The sequence below is a fragment of the Faecalibacterium prausnitzii genome (genome assembly GCF_003287495.1).
Taxonomy (GTDB): Bacteria; Bacillota; Clostridia; order Oscillospirales; family Ruminococcaceae; genus Faecalibacterium; species Faecalibacterium prausnitzii_I.
The window spans coordinates 561,334-578,080 of record NZ_PRLE01000001.1 but is presented as its reverse complement, the minus strand read 5'-3'; the positions used below and the strand labels follow the sequence as shown (position 1 = coordinate 578,080).

The window sequence follows — 16,747 nt, the reverse complement described above, 5'->3', positions numbered from 1 at the left end:
CTTTAGGCCAGAACGTTCAGGCGTAAGATCTCAGGGTCTTCCGGGCCGGTCATGCTGCAGCCCTTGGCCTTGGCGTACTCGATATAGTTCAAAATCTCTTTGGTGATCCGCTCGCCGGGGGCCAGGATGGGGATGCCCGGCGGGTAGCACATGACGAACTCGCTGCAGACCATGCCCTCGGTCTCCCTCAGAGGCAGGCTCTTTTTGGGGGCGTAGAACGCCTCCTGCGGGCTGGCGGCCACCACGGGGTCAATGTATTCCTGGCTCAGCAGGCCGGCCCCGTCGGTGCGGAAGCGGCGCTTGATCTCGGCCAGTGCGCTGACCAGCCGTTCCACTTCCTGCGGGCGGTCACCGATGGAGAGGTACGCCAGAATGTTGCCGATGTCGCCGAACTCGATCTGGATGTCGTACTCGTCGCGCAGGATGTCGTAGACCTCAATGCCGGCCAGGCCGATGTCCAGCGTGTGGACGCTGAGTTTGGTCGTGTCAAAGTCAAAGACGGAGTTTCCGTTGCACAGCTCCTTGCCAAAGGCGTAGTAGCCGCCCACGGCGTTGATCTCTTCCCGGGCGTACTCGGCCATGTCCGCCACCTGGTGGAACACCTGCCGCCCCCGCAGGGCGAGGTTGCGGCGGGAGATATCCAGGCTGGACATGAGAAGGTAGCTGCCCGAGGTGGTCTGGGTCAGGTTGATGATCTGCCGCACATAGCCCGGGTGGACATTGGGCCCGATGAGCAGCAGGCTGGACTGAGTCAGGCTGCCGCCGCTCTTGTGCATGGAGACGGAAGCCATATCGGCACCGGCTGCCATGGCGGAAACGGGCAGCCCGCCGCCAAAGTAGAAGTGGGTGCCGTGAGCCTCGTCGGCCAGGCAGAGCATCCCGGCGTCGTGTGCCATCTTGACGATGGCCCGCAGGTCGGAGCAGATGCCGTAGTAGGTGGGGTTGTTCACCAGCACAGCCACGGCATTGGGGTGCTCTTTGATGGCCTTTGCCACCTGCTCCCGCTTCATGCCCAGGGAGATGCCCAGACGTTTATCGACCTCGGGGTTGACATAGACGGGCACCGCGCCGCAGAGCACCAGCGCGTTCAGCACACTGCGGTGCACATTGCGGGGCAGGATGATCTCATCGCCCCGCTTGCAGGCGGTAAGCACCATGCTCTGCACACTGCTGGTAGTGCCGCCTACCATCAAAAAGGCATGGGCCGCGCCAAAAGCATCGGCGGCCAGCTCTTCTGCCTCCCGGATGACCGATACCGGGTGGCAGAGGTTGTCCAGCGGCTTCATGCTGTTGACATCCACGCCCACACACTGCTGGCCCAGAAAAGCGGTCAGCTCCGGATTGCCGCGGCCCCGCTTGTGGCCGGGCACATCAAAAGGCACCACCCGCATCTGCCGGAACTGCTCCAACGCCTCGTAAATAGGGGCACGGCGCTGGTCCAGCCGGAACCTTGTACGGTTCTCACTCATTGTTTTCCTCCGTCCCTGGTCCTCTGTACCAAGCCATGAACAAACAAAAAAGCGCAAGCCCTGCACGCTGGTGCAGACTTGCGCTTAAAAAGCCATTTTGAACGTGCGGACAAAACCCCCGGGATGCAATGCCGGAGTGCAGTCCATCACATGATTCAAAAAAGACGGGATGAGGAGAGTCTATATAGCAATTACACTTTTACTACTCTTATTGACCGTTTCACAAGTCTGCACGGCGTTCCGCGCAATTTCATGGTTGTAAAGGAACCAACTTATAAAATTTGAGCTTCAAACTCAATCAATAATGGCAGCTTGCGCCGCCGGTCGGCAGTGGACCCGGCTGTCCGTATGGCCTTAGCCCCCGCGGGGCGGTCCAAGGTAAATTGCTTTGAAAAGACTCTGACACGCTTCGTCTCTCAAAATCGTGTGTTATCTTATCATGGGTTTGGGGGAATGTCAATATTTCGACAAAAAATTTTTGTCAGACATGGTAAAAAGTCGTACTATCAATCTCAGGTGTGGGCTGCCAGATACTCCACCCAGACGCTGTAACCGTCCGGCTTTACATGGTAGCCGTCCGGCTGGGCGTACTCGGCTTTCAGGTCGCCGTTTTCATCGGCCAGTACCTCCCACAGGTTGAGGAAGACGCAGTTCTTCTCCAGCGCGATGGCCGCCAGCTCATCGTTGATCTGGCACAGCCGCTCCTTGTACAGGCCGGGGTGCTTTTCCCGCACTTCGGGCCGGACCGGGGTGATGGACTGGACATAGAGAGTGGTGTTGGGCAGCGACTGGGAGACCATATCCAGCATCAGACGGTAATAGGTCAGAAAGCTGCTGTAATCGTCGTCCCGGTTGAGGACGTTGGTGCCCAGCAGAATGTACAGCGCCCGGGGCTGCTGGGCGGCCAGAACATCCATAGGGATCTCTGCCACACCGTCGGCCCGCTTGCAGGTGGCGCCGTTGACCACGGCGTTGGGGCCTACGCCTTTATAAGCACAAAAATGCGCGTTGGGCAGGCCGTTTTCATACATCTGCATCCCCTGGGTCAGGCTGTCGCCCAGGAACCACACGTCCGAAAACCAGCTGCGGTCCACGGCCTCCGAGGCGGGCTGCGCCGCCAGCCGGAAATCCATGGCCGTGGTGCCGTCGGCCTGGGTCTGGACGCTCAGGCGGCGGGCCGGTGTGTAGCTGATGGTGTTCCACTCGGTGCCGGTGAGTTCCTGCTGCAAAATGGTGGGGCCCTCCACGGTATTCGGGCGCTGGTCGCGGTGGAGGCGCTTCCAGAGCACGCCCACGGAAATGAGCAGCACCAGCAGTACCAGCAAGGCAACGGCGGTAAACATCCGGCGCCAGCGGCGGTGCAGGATGCGGCGGCGGTATTCCTGATAATCAGCCATAAAAGTTCCCCCGTTCGTGTGGTGATCTCCAGCCCTATTATACAGCGCCCTGGCAGCAGGCGCAAGCCGTGAAAAATTGTGCAAGAGTCCGTCTATCTATTGCACAAGGGGCGCGGATTATGGTATACTAAACTGAATCTAAACGATAGGGAGGCTTTCACGATGCCATTTACACCGAAACTGACTTATAAAGGCAAGCCCCTCGTCCGCAAGGACAACGAGCTGTATTACGGCCGTATGACCGACCCTTATGTGCTTTACCTGCAGATCCTTTCCACAAAACAGAGCGGCAATATGCAGGTAGCCGATAAGGTTCATTTGCAGCTTCTCTCCACCGACGAGGCCAAGACGCCGGAAGCTCGTGTTGCCCGCCAGACCACCAAGAACGGTCTGTACAACGCACTGGATATTGGCAGCATCTGGCTGCAGAAAGCAAACGAGAACCACTGAGCCGCACGCCCGCGGCCGTGAGCCCCGCATGGAAAAGAGCCGTGCCCGCACCGCTGCGGGGCGGCTTTTTTTGCTGTGTACAGGTACTTTACGCTGGCACGCGGTTTGTGATATACTATCCATAACTATGCAAGAAAAAGGCAGGAATCATCCGTTATGATACAAGACCCGAACATCCATTATCTGGACAACGCCGCCACCACCATGGTAGCCCCCGAGGTGGCGGACGTCATCGACAAGGCCATGCGGGAGCACTGGGCAAACCCCTCGTCCCTGTACGCCCCCGGGGCCCGGAGCGAGGAGGCCCTCAACGCGGCCCGGGCGGCGGTGGCCCGCACCTTTGGCTGCAAGCCCAAAGAGCTTTATTTCACCTCCTGCGGCAGCGAGAGCAACAATCTGGCCCTGCTGGGCGCGGCGCTCACCCGCAAATTCGGCAAGGGCATCGTGGTGTCCGGGTTCGAGCACCCCAGCGTGCAGAAGCCGCTGGAGCGCCTGGCCGCCATGGGCTATGACGTCACCGTGGTCAATCCCAGGGCAGACGGCACCCTCAGCATCGACGAGATGCTGGAGCATGTGGACAAAAACACCATCCTTGTGGCCTGCATGATGGTCAACAACGAGATCGGCACCCGGAACGATGTGGAGCGCCTGGCCGCCGAGGTCAAGCGCCGCAACAGCCGCACCATCGTCCATGTGGACGCCGTGCAGGCCTGGATGCGGGTGCCCCTCAAGCTGGCCAACATTGATACCCTGTCGGTCAGCGGCCATAAGATCCACGCGCCCAAGGGCATCGGTGCCCTCTACCTGAGCGACCGCGTCGTGCAGGCGTTCCAGCCGCCTTACCTCGGCGGCGAGCAGGAGCGGGAAATGCGCCCCGGCACCGAGAACCTGCCCTACGCCATGGGTCTGGCAGCCGCTGCCACCCGGCTGGCCAAGACCATGAAGAGCCGGGACACGGCGGTCCGTGCCCTGAACGCCCGGCTGCGGGAGGGGCTGAAAGCGTTCCCGGAAGTGGTCCTCAACAGCCCGGAGAACGCGGTGCCGGAGGTGCTCAATTTCAGCGAGAACTGCATCAAGAGCGAGACGATGCTGGCTTATCTGGCCGAAGAACAGATCTATGTTTCCTCGGCCAGTGCCTGCGGGCGGGGCCAGCCCAGCCACACGCTGGCGGCCATGGGCCGGGACCCGCTGGCCATCGACACGGCCATCCGTGTTTCGTTCTGCGCCGACAACACCCCGGAGGACGTGGACGCGTTCCTCAACCGCTTTGAAGACGGCATGAAGCATTTACAGAGAATGAGGAGATAATATGAGAGAAGTGATTATGGGCTATCAGGGCGAAATGTCCCTGAAAGGCCTCAACCGCAACCAGTTTGAGTCGGCCATGATGAAAATTCTGCGCTACCGCCTCAAGACCGTGGGCAAGTTCCGGGTGTACTGCACCCAGTCCACGTTCTACATGGAGCCCGAGGAAGAGGACATCGACATGGACCTCGCGTTCGACCGGGTCAAGACCGTCTTTGGTCTGGCTGCCCTGAGCCGTGCCGTGGTCTGTGAGAAAGATTTTGACACCATCTGCCAGACGGCGGAGGATTATCTGGGCGACAGTCTCCACGGCATCCGCACCTTTAAGGTGGAGGCCCGCCGCGCCGACAAGAGCTTCCCCATGACCAGCCCGGAGCTGATGCGGGAGCTGGGCGCTTACCTGCTGGGCAAGCACAATTACCTCAAGGTGGATGTCCACAACCCCGATTTTAAAGTGATTGTAGAAGTCCGGGATTACGGCACGTATATCCACGGCCCGAAGATCCCCGGTGAGGGCGGCCTGCCCGTGGGCACCTCGGGCCGCGCGCTCAACATGCTCTCCGGCGGCATCGACAGCCCGGTGGCCGCTTACCGGATGGCAAAGCGCGGCCTCGGCCTGGACCACATCCATTTTGCGTCCCCGCCGTACACCTCGGAGCGCGCCAAGCTCAAGGTCAAAGCTCTGGCCCAGCTCATCACCCCCTATACCGGCAGCACCAACCTGTTTGTGGTGCCCTACACCAAGCCGCAGGAGTACATCCGGGACAACGCCCCGGACGTGCTGTTCACCGTCCTCATGCGCCGCAGCATGATGCGCATTGCCAACGTCATCGCCAAGAAGCAGGGCTGTGAGGCCCTCGTCACCGGCGAGAGTCTGGCCCAGGTGGCAAGCCAGACCGTCAAGGCCCTGCAGTGCACCGATGCCGCCCAGGACCTGCCCATCCTTCGCCCCCTCATCGGGATGGACAAGACCGAGATCATCGAGACGTCCCGCCACATCAATACCTTTGAGACCAGCATCCTGCCCTACGAGGACTGCTGCACCATCTTTACCCCGCCGCACCCGAAGATCCGCCCCGAGCTGGACGAGATCTTAGAGGCCGAGGCTGGGATGCCGGGCCTGGCCCAGCTGGAAGCCGAGGCTGCCGAGAACGCCGAGCGCATCCGGATCCGGATCACCGACGACGTGGATTTTGTGGGGTGAGACGATGACGGCAGAGATCATCAGTGTGGGCACCGAGCTGCTGCTCGGCAACATCCTCAACACCAACGCCCAGTACCTGAGCCGGGAGCTGGCCGACCTGGGCATCACCGTCCAGCGGGAGAGCACCATTGGCGACAACCATGGCCGTTTGGCGGATTTCGTCAACGAGGCCAAGAGCCGCTGTGATCTTCTGGTCTTTACCGGCGGCCTGGGCCCCACGGCAGACGACCTGACCAAGGAGACGGTGGCTGCCTGCTTTGGGGACGAGCTGGCCTTTGACGAAGCCGAGTGGGAGAAGATCACCCGCTTTTTTGCCCGCTCCGGTCGGGAGACGACCCCCAACAACCGCAAGCAGGCCATGGTGCCCACCAAAGGGCATAAGATCATCAACAACCACGGCACCGCCCCCGGTGCCTGGTTTGAGCAGGAGGGCCATTGCGCTGTGCTGATGCCCGGCGTGCCCCACGAGATGAAAGCCATGTGGACCGAGAGCGTCCGCCCGCTGCTGCTGGCGCGGCAGAACTGCACCCTCCACTCCGTCACCCTCCGGGTGCTGGGCGGCGAGAGCAGCATTGAATACCGGGTAAAGCACCTGCTGGAAAATGCCAACCCCACCGCCGCCATCTACTGCAAGACGGGGGAGTGTGAGATCCGCATCACGGCCCGGGCCTCCTCGGAGGAGGACGGCGAAAAAATGTGCCGCGCATACGCCACAAAGTTCTATGATCTGCTGGGCGACGCGGTGTATGATGAAGACGTAGCCGGACTGGAAGAGACGGTGGTGCGCACCCTGAAAGAGCAGGGTCTCACTCTCTCCACTGCCGAGAGCTGCACCGGTGGCATGATCGCCCAGCGCGTTACCTCGGTGTCAGGCTCCAGCGAGGTGTTCGGCTATGGCTTTGTGACCTATTGGGAGCAGGCAAAGACCAGGCTGGTGGGCGTGGAGCCGGAGGTCATCGCAAAATACAATGTGGTGTCCGCCCCGGTGGCAGCCCGGATGGCACTGGGGGCCGCTGCGGCCTCCGGTTCGGACATCGCCGTCAGCGTGACGGGCGTTGCCGGGCCCACAGGCGGCGATGAAGTCCGCCCGGTGGGCACGGTCTACCTTGGCGCTGCCCGGGGCGATACCGTCTATGTCCAGAAGCTCTTTGTCTCCCGCCCGGACCGTGCCCTGGTCCGCGCCCGTGCCGCACAGGCTGCGCTGGCGCTGGCCCTGCGGCTGGCGCAGGGGAAAGTACCTGCCCACACAAAGCCCCTCGCCGCCTCGGAGCAGCACAGCGCCGCCGCGCTGGATGCCCTCAACGAGGCGTTTCTGGCAGAGTAAACTTTGCTAGGGGGAATCCGGTTTGGCCGAAGAAAAGACAAGCTGTGTGCTGCGCCTGTTTGGTGCGCCGCAGGGGCAGCTGGCAGGGGCTGTGGGGCAGTTTGCGCCCCAGTGGAAGACGCAGGCCCAGTGGAAGAGCCGCGGCGGGGAAACGCTGCTGGCCCTCCAGGCGGCCAGCCCCTCGGGGCTGAAAAAGGCCGCTCAGAGTTTACAGGCTCAATTTGAGGCGGATCTGTACGGGGCAGGGGATACCAGCCTTGCCGCCGCGGTGGTCAACGCACTGGAGACCCATGACCGCCTGCTGGTCTGCAGCGATGCCGCCGCCGGAGCCCTGCTGGAAGCACGTCTGGAAACAGTGTCCGGGGCCGAAAAGGTCTTTGACTTTGGGGCACTGAGCTACGCCCACCCTAAGGCCGGGCCTCAGATCGAGAAACGGGCCCGTGCCCGTTTCAAAGCGGAAGAGCCGGATGCCGTCCGGCTGGCCCTTGCCCGGGCCCAGGCAGCCCGGCGGGTGGTGGGCTCAGAGCTGGCCGCAGGCTGCGCGGAGCGGGGAAGTGAGAAAGTTCTCGTTCTGAGCAGCAAAAAGGGCTGCTGGCTCCGCACGGTGCCGTCTTCTGACAACGCCGCACTCTGGCTGCTGGATATGATCCGCCGTGCCGCCTGTGATTACCCGCAGGCGGAGGGAACAGGCTTCCTGCCCGCCCGCAAAGCGGCCCAGAACGGTCCGGCCCCGGAGGCGGGAACGAATGTTGCCAAACCGGAAAACCCCCGCAGAAAGCACCACAGAGGCCGTTGGCTGCTGGTGCTGCTCCTGCTGGCTGTGTTGGGGGCCGCAGTCTGGTACCAGTACGCCATGGGCGGCGATTGGGCAAAGCTTGCCCAGCTGCCCCAGCGCATCCAGACACAGGGGCTGGACGCGTTGAAAAACTTCTGGCAGGCTTACCAGCCCAAACCGGGAACAGAACTGATATAACATCCATCAGGCTCCCCTGACAGGGGAGCTCCGCGACATGCCCGCGCAGCGGGATGGAGCGGTGAGAGGTTGAATTTCCAATAAACGCACAAAACCCCGCCGCAGAGGGAAGTTTCCCAATGCGGCGGGGTCTTTGTGTTAAAATACAGGCAAGCAGCGGTTCAACTGCTTACAGCTGGCTCTCGTACTCCTTGCGGTAGGCTTCCAGCTCTTTCTGGTTGCCGTAAACAAAGTGTCCGTTGGCGATCTCTTCCCAGACCGGCTTGTCCACGCTGTAATCGTGGCAGGAGGGGTCGTACACGAGGAGCTTTTTCTGCTTCTCGAGGCCCGGGTCCGGGATGGGAACAGCACTCAGCAGCGCCTTGGTGTAGGGGTGCAGGGGATGGAGGAACAGCTCTTCAGCCTCTGCCAGCTCCACGATGCGGCCCTTGCTGATGACGGCGATGCGGTCCGAGATGAAGCGGACCACCGACAGGTCATGGGCGATGAACAGGTACGTCAGGCCGCGGGTCTTTTTCATCTCGTTCAGCAGGTTCAGCACCTGTGCACGGATGGAGACGTCCAGTGCGGAGATGGGCTCGTCGGCCACGATGAACTCCGGCTCCATGACCAGCGCGCGGGCAATGCCGATACGCTGGCGCTGGCCGCCCGAGAACTCGTGGGGGAAACGGGAAGCAAACTCCGGCAGCAGGCCGACCTCATGCAGAGCGTCCATCACTTTCTCATGCAGGTCGTTCTGGTCCTTGTACAGGTGGTGGTTGAGCAGGCCCTCCGCCACGATGTACTCCACCTTGGCACGCTCGTTCAGAGATGCCATGGGGTCCTGGAAGATCATCTGCACTTTGCGGATGACCTCACGGTCCAGCTCTTTGGGAATTTTGCCGTTGATCTTCTGGCCCTTGAAATAGATGTCGCCGCCGGAAGTGGGGTTGATGCGGCAGATGGCACGGCCAATGGTGGTCTTGCCGGAGCCGGACTCACCCACCAGCGAGAACGTCTCGCCCTTGTAGATGTCAAAATTGACATGGTCCACGGCCACAAATTTCTTTTTGCCAGAGCCAAAGGTGATCTGAAGGTCTTTCAGCTCAATCAGCTTTTCGCGCTCAGCCATTGAAGTTGGAACCTCCCATCTTTCCCATTTTCTCGCGCAGGTTCTGGATGGAGTGCGGGCGCTCCATCTTGGGAGCACGCGGGTCCAGATACCAGGTCTTTGCTGCGTGGGTCTCGCTTACCTGGAAGAACGGAGGTTCTGCCACAAAGTCGATGGCCAGCGCATGTTTGTTGCGGGGTGCAAATGCATCCCCCTTGATCTCGTTGAACAGGTTCGGCGGGGTGCCGTCGATGGTGGGCAGAGCCTCGCCCTTGGTGCCCAGCTGCGGCAGCGCCTGCAGCAACGCCCAGGTGTAGGGGTGCCATGCGTCGTAGAAGATCTCTTCCACGGTGCCGTACTCGACGATCTGGCCCGCGTACATAACGGCCACGCGGTCGGCCACGTTTGCCACAACGCCCAGGTCATGGGTGATGTAGATGACCGACATGCCCAGCTCTTTCTGCAGGTCACGGATCAGCTGCAGGATCTGCGCCTGAATGGTCACGTCCAGCGCGGTGGTGGGCTCGTCGCAAATCAGGATCTGCGGGCGGCAGGCCGCTGCAATGGCGATGACGACACGCTGGCGCATACCGCCGGAGAACTCGTGAGGGTACTGTTCGTAACGGCGCTCAGGGTCAGGGATGCCGACCTTGGCCAGCATCTCGATGGCAGCCTTTTTGGCGGCCTCGCCGTGCAGACCCTGGTGGTGCTCAATGCTCTCCTGGATCTGCTTGCCGATCTTCTTCAGCGGGTTCAGGCTGGTCATGGGGTCCTGCATGACCATGGCGATCTTTTTGCCGCGGATGCCCAGCCAGTCTTTCTCGGTGAACTTGGTCATATCGCGGCCCTCGTACATGATGGAACCGCCGGTGATCTTACCGTTGACATCCAGCATACCGACGAAGGTCTTGGTGAAAACGGACTTGCCCGAGCCGGACTCGCCCACGATGGCAAGGGTCTCGCCGTCGTACAGGTCCAGCGAGCACTTGCGGATCGCGTTCAGCTTTTTGCCGCGCAGGCTAAAGGTGATCTCCACGTCTTTGGCAGAGATAATCGGTTGTCTATCCATGTTTGTGATTCTCTCTCCCATCTAATTAAACGTGATTGCGCGGGTCGGCTGCATCCGAGAACGCGTTGCCCATGATATAGAACGAAATGGAAATGATGGACACGATGGATGCAGGGAAGACCAGCAGATACGGGTAGTCCAGGAAGAAGCCGCGCACCTTGCTCAGGATCAGGCCCAGAGACGGCGTCTCGATGCCCAGGCCGATGCCCAGGTAAGAGAGGGTGGACTCCAGGTTGATGGTGGCGGGGATGCTCAGGGCCATACGCAGGATGATGACGGAGACCAGATAGGGCAGGATGTTCTTGGTCAGCACGCGCCACAGCGGGGTGCCCAGGCAGCGGGACGCGAGGTTGTACTCGCGGTCACGGAACATGAACACCATGTTGCGGACACGGCGGGCCATGACCAGCCAGCCAATGGCGATCATCGACACGGCCATGATGGTGAAGCTCTGGCCGACGACCAGTGCGATCAGGGTCATGTAGATGATGTAGGGCACGTTGTCGATCAGGTTGTACAGCTCGGTGAAGAAGCGGTCCAGGCTGCGGACATAGCCCCAGATCAGGCCGATGACGACACCGAGGATGCTCTCGCCCACGGCAACGATCAGAGCCAGACGGATGGACACCTGGGTGGCGTACCACACCTGGCACCAGTAGTCACGGCCCAGGTTGTCGGTACCAAACCAGTACTCGCTGTTGGGCGCAATGAACGCCTTGGAAGAGTCGGTGATCAGGGTCTGGTAATCGTACTTGCCAACGGCCAGCGCGATGAACGAGAAAATGACCAGGAACAGGAACAGCACCAGGCAGACGACTGCCATTTTGTGCTTGAGGAAGTTCTGCACCACGGAGCCCCAGTAAGAGTAGTTGGAGTAGCCGACACGCTCGGCCTCCTCGGGAGAGTAATCCACGAAGTAGAACAGATCGTCCTGCTTCTTGCCCTCAAAATCAGATGCCTTAGCCATCAGCGAGCTGCCTCCTTTCCGGTCAGGGTGATACGCGGGTCAATGACCATCATGAGAACATCGCCCAGGAAAACGCCTGCAATGCCCAGCACGGCGTAGAAGATGACCAGCGTCTGCACAACGTTCAGGTCATAGCGCTGGATGGCGTCGGTCAGCAGGGGGCCCATGCCGGGCACCGAGAAGAACCGCTCCATCAGCAGCGAGCCGCCGACCGTGAGCAGGATGGACTGGGGGATATACTGCACCATGGGCACCATGGCGTTGCGCAGAACATGCTTGAACATGATCTCGCTGGAGCTCAGGCCCTTGACACGGGCCAGCTTGATATAATCGCGGGTCAGCTCGTCCACCATGTAGCGGCGGGTCCACAGGGCATAGCCTGCAATGGAAGCCAGAGAAAGGCAGACGATGGGCAGCACGCTGGACGGGCCCACATTCCGGGTGGAGTACAGCGTGGGGAAGCCCAGGTACTTGGAGCCGAAGACCAGCACCAGCGAATAGGACACCAGGGAGGGCACCGCGTTGACGAAAACCGTGTAAGCCGTGCCGATCCAGTCCAGCAGCTTATCCTTGAACGCGGTCTGGATAATGCCCATCAGCACGCCGACCACCAGAGAGATGCCGGCGGAGATGAGGCCCAGACGCATGGAGACGCCGAACTTTTTACCAATGACCTTGACCACGGTGGCACCGTTCTGGATGCGGCGGGAAGTGCCGAAGTCCAGGTGCAGCAGGTCGTTGTAGAAGTGGATGAGCTGGGTGCCGATCGGGTCGGTCAGACCAGCAGCTTCCAGTGCCGCGTACTTCTGCTCCTCGGTAAACTTCATGAGCTGTTCCTCAGTGAAGTAATAGTCCGTGGGCAGGCAGCGCATCAGCAGGAAGACGATAGTTGCGATCAGAAGAATCGTAACAAGCGACTGCGCCAGCCGCTTAACCGTGTATTTTAACATTATTACCGAACCTTACTTAATTTTAGTCTGCGGGGATTACTTGGAAGCCGCGTCGAAAGCAGCGGCAAACGCCTCGTACTCCTCGGTGGTGTAGCCGTCGCCCTGACGGGTCTCCCAGTTGACTGCCTTGTAGTTGCAGGGACCGTACATGGCGTTGATCTTGGTGTACTCGTTGACGTGGGTCAGGCACCAGAGCACCTCGTACAGGCAGGGGATGCACAGGGCGTTGTTCAGCATGGAAGCCTCAGCCTTGGCAAAGGCAGCGTAGCGGGCGTCGGTGTCGGTCACGATGGCCTTGGCCTCGTTGACCAGATCGGTGAACTCCTGATAACGCTCCAGCAGGTCTTTCTGGTAATCCTTCGGGTCAGCTTCAACAGCTGCGATCCAAGAGGTGGTCTGAGCGTAGTAAGCGTTGTCGTCGCCCAGCACTTCCTGGCCCAGGAAGTTGACGGGATCGCCGAAGTCGGCGCCCCAGCCATTCTGCAGGATGGAGTGCAGCTGCACGTTACGGACTTCCTTGTAGAGGGAGGAGACGTAGGTGCCGATGTCCAGCACGATGAAGTCATCGCCGAAGCTGTCGGTGAAGCACTGCTTCAGGACGGTGGCGGTATCCAGAGCATTGGTATCGCCGCTCTTGATGTAGTGGTAGCAGTGGACAGGGAACGTGACGCCGATGGCGCTCAGCTCCTCCATGGCCTGCTTCTTCAGGTCAGAGATATCGCCGTTGTTGGCACGCAGGCGCTTCATGGTCTTGCCGTCGTAAGCTTCGCTGTCCAGGCCCATCTCCTTGGCCACCAGAGTGGTGTACTCCTCACCCTTGGTGTTGTAGCAGACGCCGGGCATGGTGTAGAAGTCGTTCTCGCACTTCAGGGGGTTGATCTTGTTGGTGCGGGCATAGTAGTTCACCAGGTTCAGGCCCTTGTAGAAGCACTGACGGAAAGCGTAATTCGCCACAGCCTTGTTCCAGTTCTCATCCAGGTTGCCGTTCTCATCCTTACGCTGGAAGTTCAGGTGCATCTGGTAGCTGAACTTGGTGGGGCGCTTCTCGCACAGGTATGCGTTGTGAGCGTTGTTGGAGTCGCTGGTGATGGTGGTCAGGTTGGACTCGGTCAGGTCGATGTTGTCCACTTCGCCGGACTCATACAGCTGCAGGCCGATGGACAGGTCGCTGATCATCTTGACGGTGTGGTGCTCAAAGCGGGTGCACTCGTTGGCAGCATAGTAGTTGGGGTTGGGGATGAAGCTCTTGGTGTTGCCCTGGATGAACTCCTCCATCAGGTACGGACCATTGTACCACATGGTGGTGTAATCGCAGGCACGGAAGCCCTCCACGCCCAGCTCCTTGATCAGATCCTCGGAAGCGGGGTAGAAGCTGTTGTAGGCAACCACGGTGTCAAAGTAGGGGCAGGGGCTGGGGCAGGTGAACACCAGCGTGTAATCATCGGGAGCTTCCACGCCGACACCGGCAGCCAGCATATCCTCGTAGGTCATGTCAGCGGCAGCGTCGCCCTTGTCCTTGGTCAGGTCGTAGTAATCGGCAGCGCCCACCACAGTCTCGGAGGGCATGGAGGTGTTGAAAGCCTCGTTCTTGAAAGCGTTCAGGACCCACTCAAGGCCCACCAGGAAGTCTTTGCTGGTCAGGTGGCTCTTCACCTCGCCGTTGACGTCGCACCAGTCCACATCGTCGCGCAGGTGGAACGTCCAGACGGTGGAGTCGTCGTTGTGCTCCCAGCTCTTGGCGATGGCGGGCGCAACCTTGCCGTAGCAGTCAAAGCTCAGCAGGCCGTCCCACATGTTGGTGGTGACGTTCAGATCGGAGGCGGACTGGCTGTACAGGAAGTTCCAGGTCTCCAGCTCACGGTTGGCGGTCTCGAAAGAAACGTAATCGGTGATGGCGTCTGCGGAAGCAGCCGGAGCACCGGAAGCGGCACCGGATGCAGCGGTGCTGCTGGAGCTGCCGCCGCAAGCTGCCAGGATGCTTGCGGCACCCACCACGCCGGACGCTTTCAGGAAGCTGCGGCGGCTGATGGAACGGGACTCAAAGTTCATGTTCATAGTGTTATCCTCCCAATAATTTTTCTGTGCTACGGCACATGGTGCAGGGTACGGCACCCTGCGGGATTCCCACTCTTCTGCGCGAGTTTTGCCCCTGGTGTTTTGCCAGAGAATACAAAAGAGCGCAGAAACAGACCCCTCTGCCTGTGCCTGTGCTCCTCCCGCAAAATCCTTAACACGACATATATTGTACCATCGAAAGAATTAGTTGTCAATGGAAAGGGAAACCGTTTTTCTTAAAAAAGAAAGCGGAACCCGAAAGACACATGAAATATATTTACTTTGATGTGCTGAGAAATGATTAAAATAAGAGAAAAAGCCTAAAAAAATAAGACAACCACAGCTGTCCTTGTAAGAAAGACAGCCGCGGTTGTCTGCGTTTTGCGGCCAATGTTCAAAAAACTTTTACATCTGGCGGCAAAAAAGGAACGGGATTCAGGGAAGATCAGCCCTGAGACGCCAGATCGAATGCCTTGGCGAACTGCTCGTACTGCACGGTGGTGTAGGCTTCCTCGCTGGTCTCCCAGTTGACAGCCTTGTAGTTGCAGGGGCCGTACATGGCGTTGATCTTGCTGTACTCGTTGGCGTGGGTCAGGCACCAGGACACGTCGTAGACGGTGGGGCAGATCAGGTCCTCTTCGAGGAAGAGCGCCTCGGCCTTGGCAAAGGCGGCATAGCGGGCGTCGTTGTCGTTGACGATCTGCTTGCCCTCGTTGACCAGATCGGTGAACTGCTCAAAGGCAGCCACCACGTCCTTCTGGTAGTCGGCGGGGTTCTCGGCCACAGCGGCGATGTTGGTCAAGTTGCAGCTGTAGTAAGCGTTGTCGTCGTGCAGCACCACCTGAGCCAGGAAGTTGACGGGGTCGCCGAAGTCCGCGCCCCAGCCCATGTGGACGAAGGACTGCTGCTGGGAAGCCACGATCTCCTTCATGACGGAGGAAACGTAGGTGTCGATGTCCAGCACGATGAAGTCATCGCCAAAGCTGTCCTTGAAGCACTGCTTGAGCACGGTGGCGTTGTCCAGAGCGGAGGTGGAGCCGGCCAGGATGTGGAAGTGGCAGTGGACGGGGAACGTGACGCCGATGGCGGAGAGCTCCTCCATGGCCTGCTTCTTCAGGGCGTCGGCGTCGTTCTCGCCGCGCATACGGATCATGGTCTTGCCGTCGTAAGCCTCATCGCCGAAGCCCAGCTCGCGGGCCACCAGGGTGGTGTAGTCGGTGCCGTCGGAGGTGTAGCTCAGGCCCTTCATGGTGTAGAAGTCGTTCTCGCACTTCAGGGGGTTGATCTTGTTGTAGCGTGCGTAGAACGGGCTCAGCTCCAGGTTCTTGTAGAAGCACTGGCGGAATGCCTTGTTGGCAATGGCCTTGTTCCAGTTCTCATCCGGGGTGCCGTCGGCGTTGTTGCGGGCATAGTTGAAGAGGAAGCAGTAGCTGAACTTCTTGGGGCGCTTCTCGCACAGCTGGCTGTTGTACCCGTTGTTGGGGTCGTTGGTGATGGTGGTCAGGGTGGACTCCATCAGATCGACCTCGTCCAGCTCACGGTTCTGGTACAGCTGGTAGCCGATGTTCATATCGCTCAGCATGGTCACGGTGAAACGCTCAAAGCGGCTCACGTCGTTGGCGCCGTAGTAGCTGGGGTTGGGGATGTAGCTCTTGGTGTTGCCCTGAATATACTCCTCCACGATGTAGGGACCGCAGTACCACATGGTGGTGTTGTCGCAGGCGCGGAAGCCCTCGATGCCCAGCTCGTTGATCAGGTCCTCAGCAGCAGGGTAGAAGCTGTTGTAGGCGGCCACGGTATCGAAATAGGGGCAGGAGTTGGGGCAGGTGAACACCAGAGTGTAATCATCCGGTGCTTCCACGCCGACGCCGAAGCTCAACATATCCTCGTAGGTCAGGTCGGCGGCAGCGTCGCCCAGCTCCTTGGTGTGTGCGTAGTAGTCGGCAGCGCCCACCACGTTGTCGTTGGGCATGGTGGTGTTGTTGGCCTCGTTCTTGTAAGAGTTCATGACCCACTCAAAGCCCACCAGGAAGTCCTTGCTGGTCAGGTGGGTCTTCACCTCGCCGTTGACATCGACCCAATCGACATCGTCGCGCAGGTGGAACGTCCAGACGGTGGAGTCCTCGTTGTGCTCCCAACTGGAAGCAATGGCGGGTGCCACCTTGCCGTAGCAGTCAAAACTCAGCAGGCCGTCCCACAGGTTGGTGATGACATTGGCGTCGGAAGCCTGCTGGGTGTAGAGCATGTTCCAGCTCTCCAGCTCGCGGTTGGCGGACTCAAAGGAGATGTACTCGCTGAGGGGTGCACCGCCGGTGGTGTTGGGGGCAGCAGTGCCGGAAGCGGCAGAGTTTGCGGCGCCGTTGTTGGAGCTGCTGCCGCCACATGCGGACAGCAGGCCGGCCGCGCCGATGACGCCCGCGCCCTTGAGGAAGCTGCGGCGGTCAAGCTTATGAGATTCAAAATTGATGCTCATTGGAATTTGATCCTCCCAGAT

General features: G+C 60.1%; 13 protein-coding genes. 5 read left to right on the top strand and 8 right to left on the bottom strand.

Features of this window, described 5'->3' with window-relative positions; translation table 11 throughout:
• Positions 1–2: 2 nt before the first annotated feature.
• Together C4N22_RS02670 and C4N22_RS02665 are read right to left on the bottom strand one after the other, a co-directional pair.
• On the bottom strand, positions 3–1,469 hold the full coding sequence (locus tag C4N22_RS02670; RefSeq protein ID WP_022257620.1) for an aminotransferase class I/II-fold pyridoxal phosphate-dependent enzyme: 1,467 nt from the start codon (positions 1,467–1,469) through the stop codon (positions 3–5).
• A 512-nt stretch (positions 1,470–1,981) separates the two neighbouring features.
• Positions 1,982–2,866 (bottom strand): GDSL-type esterase/lipase family protein, encoded by an 885-nt coding sequence (locus C4N22_RS02665; protein ID WP_112147893.1) that lies wholly within the window; start codon positions 2,864–2,866, stop codon positions 1,982–1,984.
• A 162-nt stretch (positions 2,867–3,028) separates the two neighbouring features.
• Here C4N22_RS02665 and C4N22_RS02660 point away from each other — a divergent pair, with 162 nt between their 5' ends.
• The 5 genes from C4N22_RS02660 to C4N22_RS02640 all read left to right on the top strand — a co-directional run bounded on the left by C4N22_RS02660 (position 3,029) and on the right by C4N22_RS02640 (position 8,122).
• Positions 3,029–3,316, top strand: coding sequence for a hypothetical protein (locus C4N22_RS02660; protein WP_022257622.1), 288 nt, complete (start codon positions 3,029–3,031; stop codon positions 3,314–3,316).
• 156 nt (positions 3,317–3,472) lie between these two features.
• Positions 3,473–4,624 carry a cysteine desulfurase family protein gene (locus C4N22_RS02655; protein WP_112147892.1) on the top strand — a complete coding sequence of 384 codons (1,152 nt, stop codon included), beginning with the start codon at positions 3,473–3,475 and terminating at the stop codon, positions 4,622–4,624.
• Position 4,625: 1 nt separating this feature from the next.
• Positions 4,626–5,825, top strand: coding sequence for a tRNA uracil 4-sulfurtransferase ThiI (gene thiI, locus C4N22_RS02650; protein ID WP_112147891.1), 1,200 nt, complete (start codon positions 4,626–4,628; stop codon positions 5,823–5,825).
• A 4-nt stretch (positions 5,826–5,829) separates the two neighbouring features.
• Positions 5,830–7,149 carry a competence/damage-inducible protein A gene (locus C4N22_RS02645; protein WP_112147890.1) on the top strand — a complete coding sequence of 440 codons (1,320 nt, stop codon included), beginning with the start codon at positions 5,830–5,832 and terminating at the stop codon, positions 7,147–7,149.
• Between the two features lie 22 nt (positions 7,150–7,171).
• Complete coding sequence (locus tag C4N22_RS02640) at positions 7,172–8,122, top strand: hypothetical protein (RefSeq protein WP_112147889.1); 951 nt, start codon at positions 7,172–7,174, stop codon at positions 8,120–8,122.
• A 169-nt stretch (positions 8,123–8,291) separates the two neighbouring features.
• On the opposite strand, the gene C4N22_RS02635 is transcribed toward C4N22_RS02640, so the two are convergent.
• From C4N22_RS02635 to C4N22_RS02610, 6 genes are all read right to left on the bottom strand, one after another.
• Positions 8,292–9,233, bottom strand: a complete 942-nt coding sequence (locus C4N22_RS02635; protein WP_022257627.1) for an ATP-binding cassette domain-containing protein — start codon at positions 9,231–9,233, stop codon at positions 8,292–8,294.
• Positions 9,226–10,281 (bottom strand): ABC transporter ATP-binding protein, encoded by a 1,056-nt coding sequence (locus tag C4N22_RS02630; protein WP_022257628.1) that lies wholly within the window; start codon positions 10,279–10,281, stop codon positions 9,226–9,228. Before C4N22_RS02630 ends, C4N22_RS02635 begins: the two co-directional genes overlap by 8 nt.
• 25 nt (positions 10,282–10,306) lie before the next feature.
• Positions 10,307–11,248, bottom strand: coding sequence for an ABC transporter permease (locus tag C4N22_RS02625; RefSeq protein ID WP_112147888.1), 942 nt, complete (start codon positions 11,246–11,248; stop codon positions 10,307–10,309).
• Entirely contained in the window at positions 11,248–12,198 is a 951-nt protein-coding gene (locus C4N22_RS02620) for an ABC transporter permease (protein WP_022257630.1), read from the bottom strand. The genes C4N22_RS02625 and C4N22_RS02620 overlap by 1 nt, the downstream gene beginning before the upstream one ends.
• 36 nt (positions 12,199–12,234) lie before the next feature.
• Positions 12,235–14,253, bottom strand: coding sequence for an ABC transporter substrate-binding protein (locus C4N22_RS02615; RefSeq protein ID WP_112147887.1), 2,019 nt, complete (start codon positions 14,251–14,253; stop codon positions 12,235–12,237).
• 445 nt (positions 14,254–14,698) lie between these two features.
• A complete protein-coding gene (locus C4N22_RS02610; RefSeq protein ID WP_112147886.1) occupies positions 14,699–16,726 on the bottom strand; it encodes a peptide ABC transporter substrate-binding protein in 2,028 nt (675 codons plus the stop codon).
• Between the last annotated feature and the right edge of the window lie 21 nt (positions 16,727–16,747).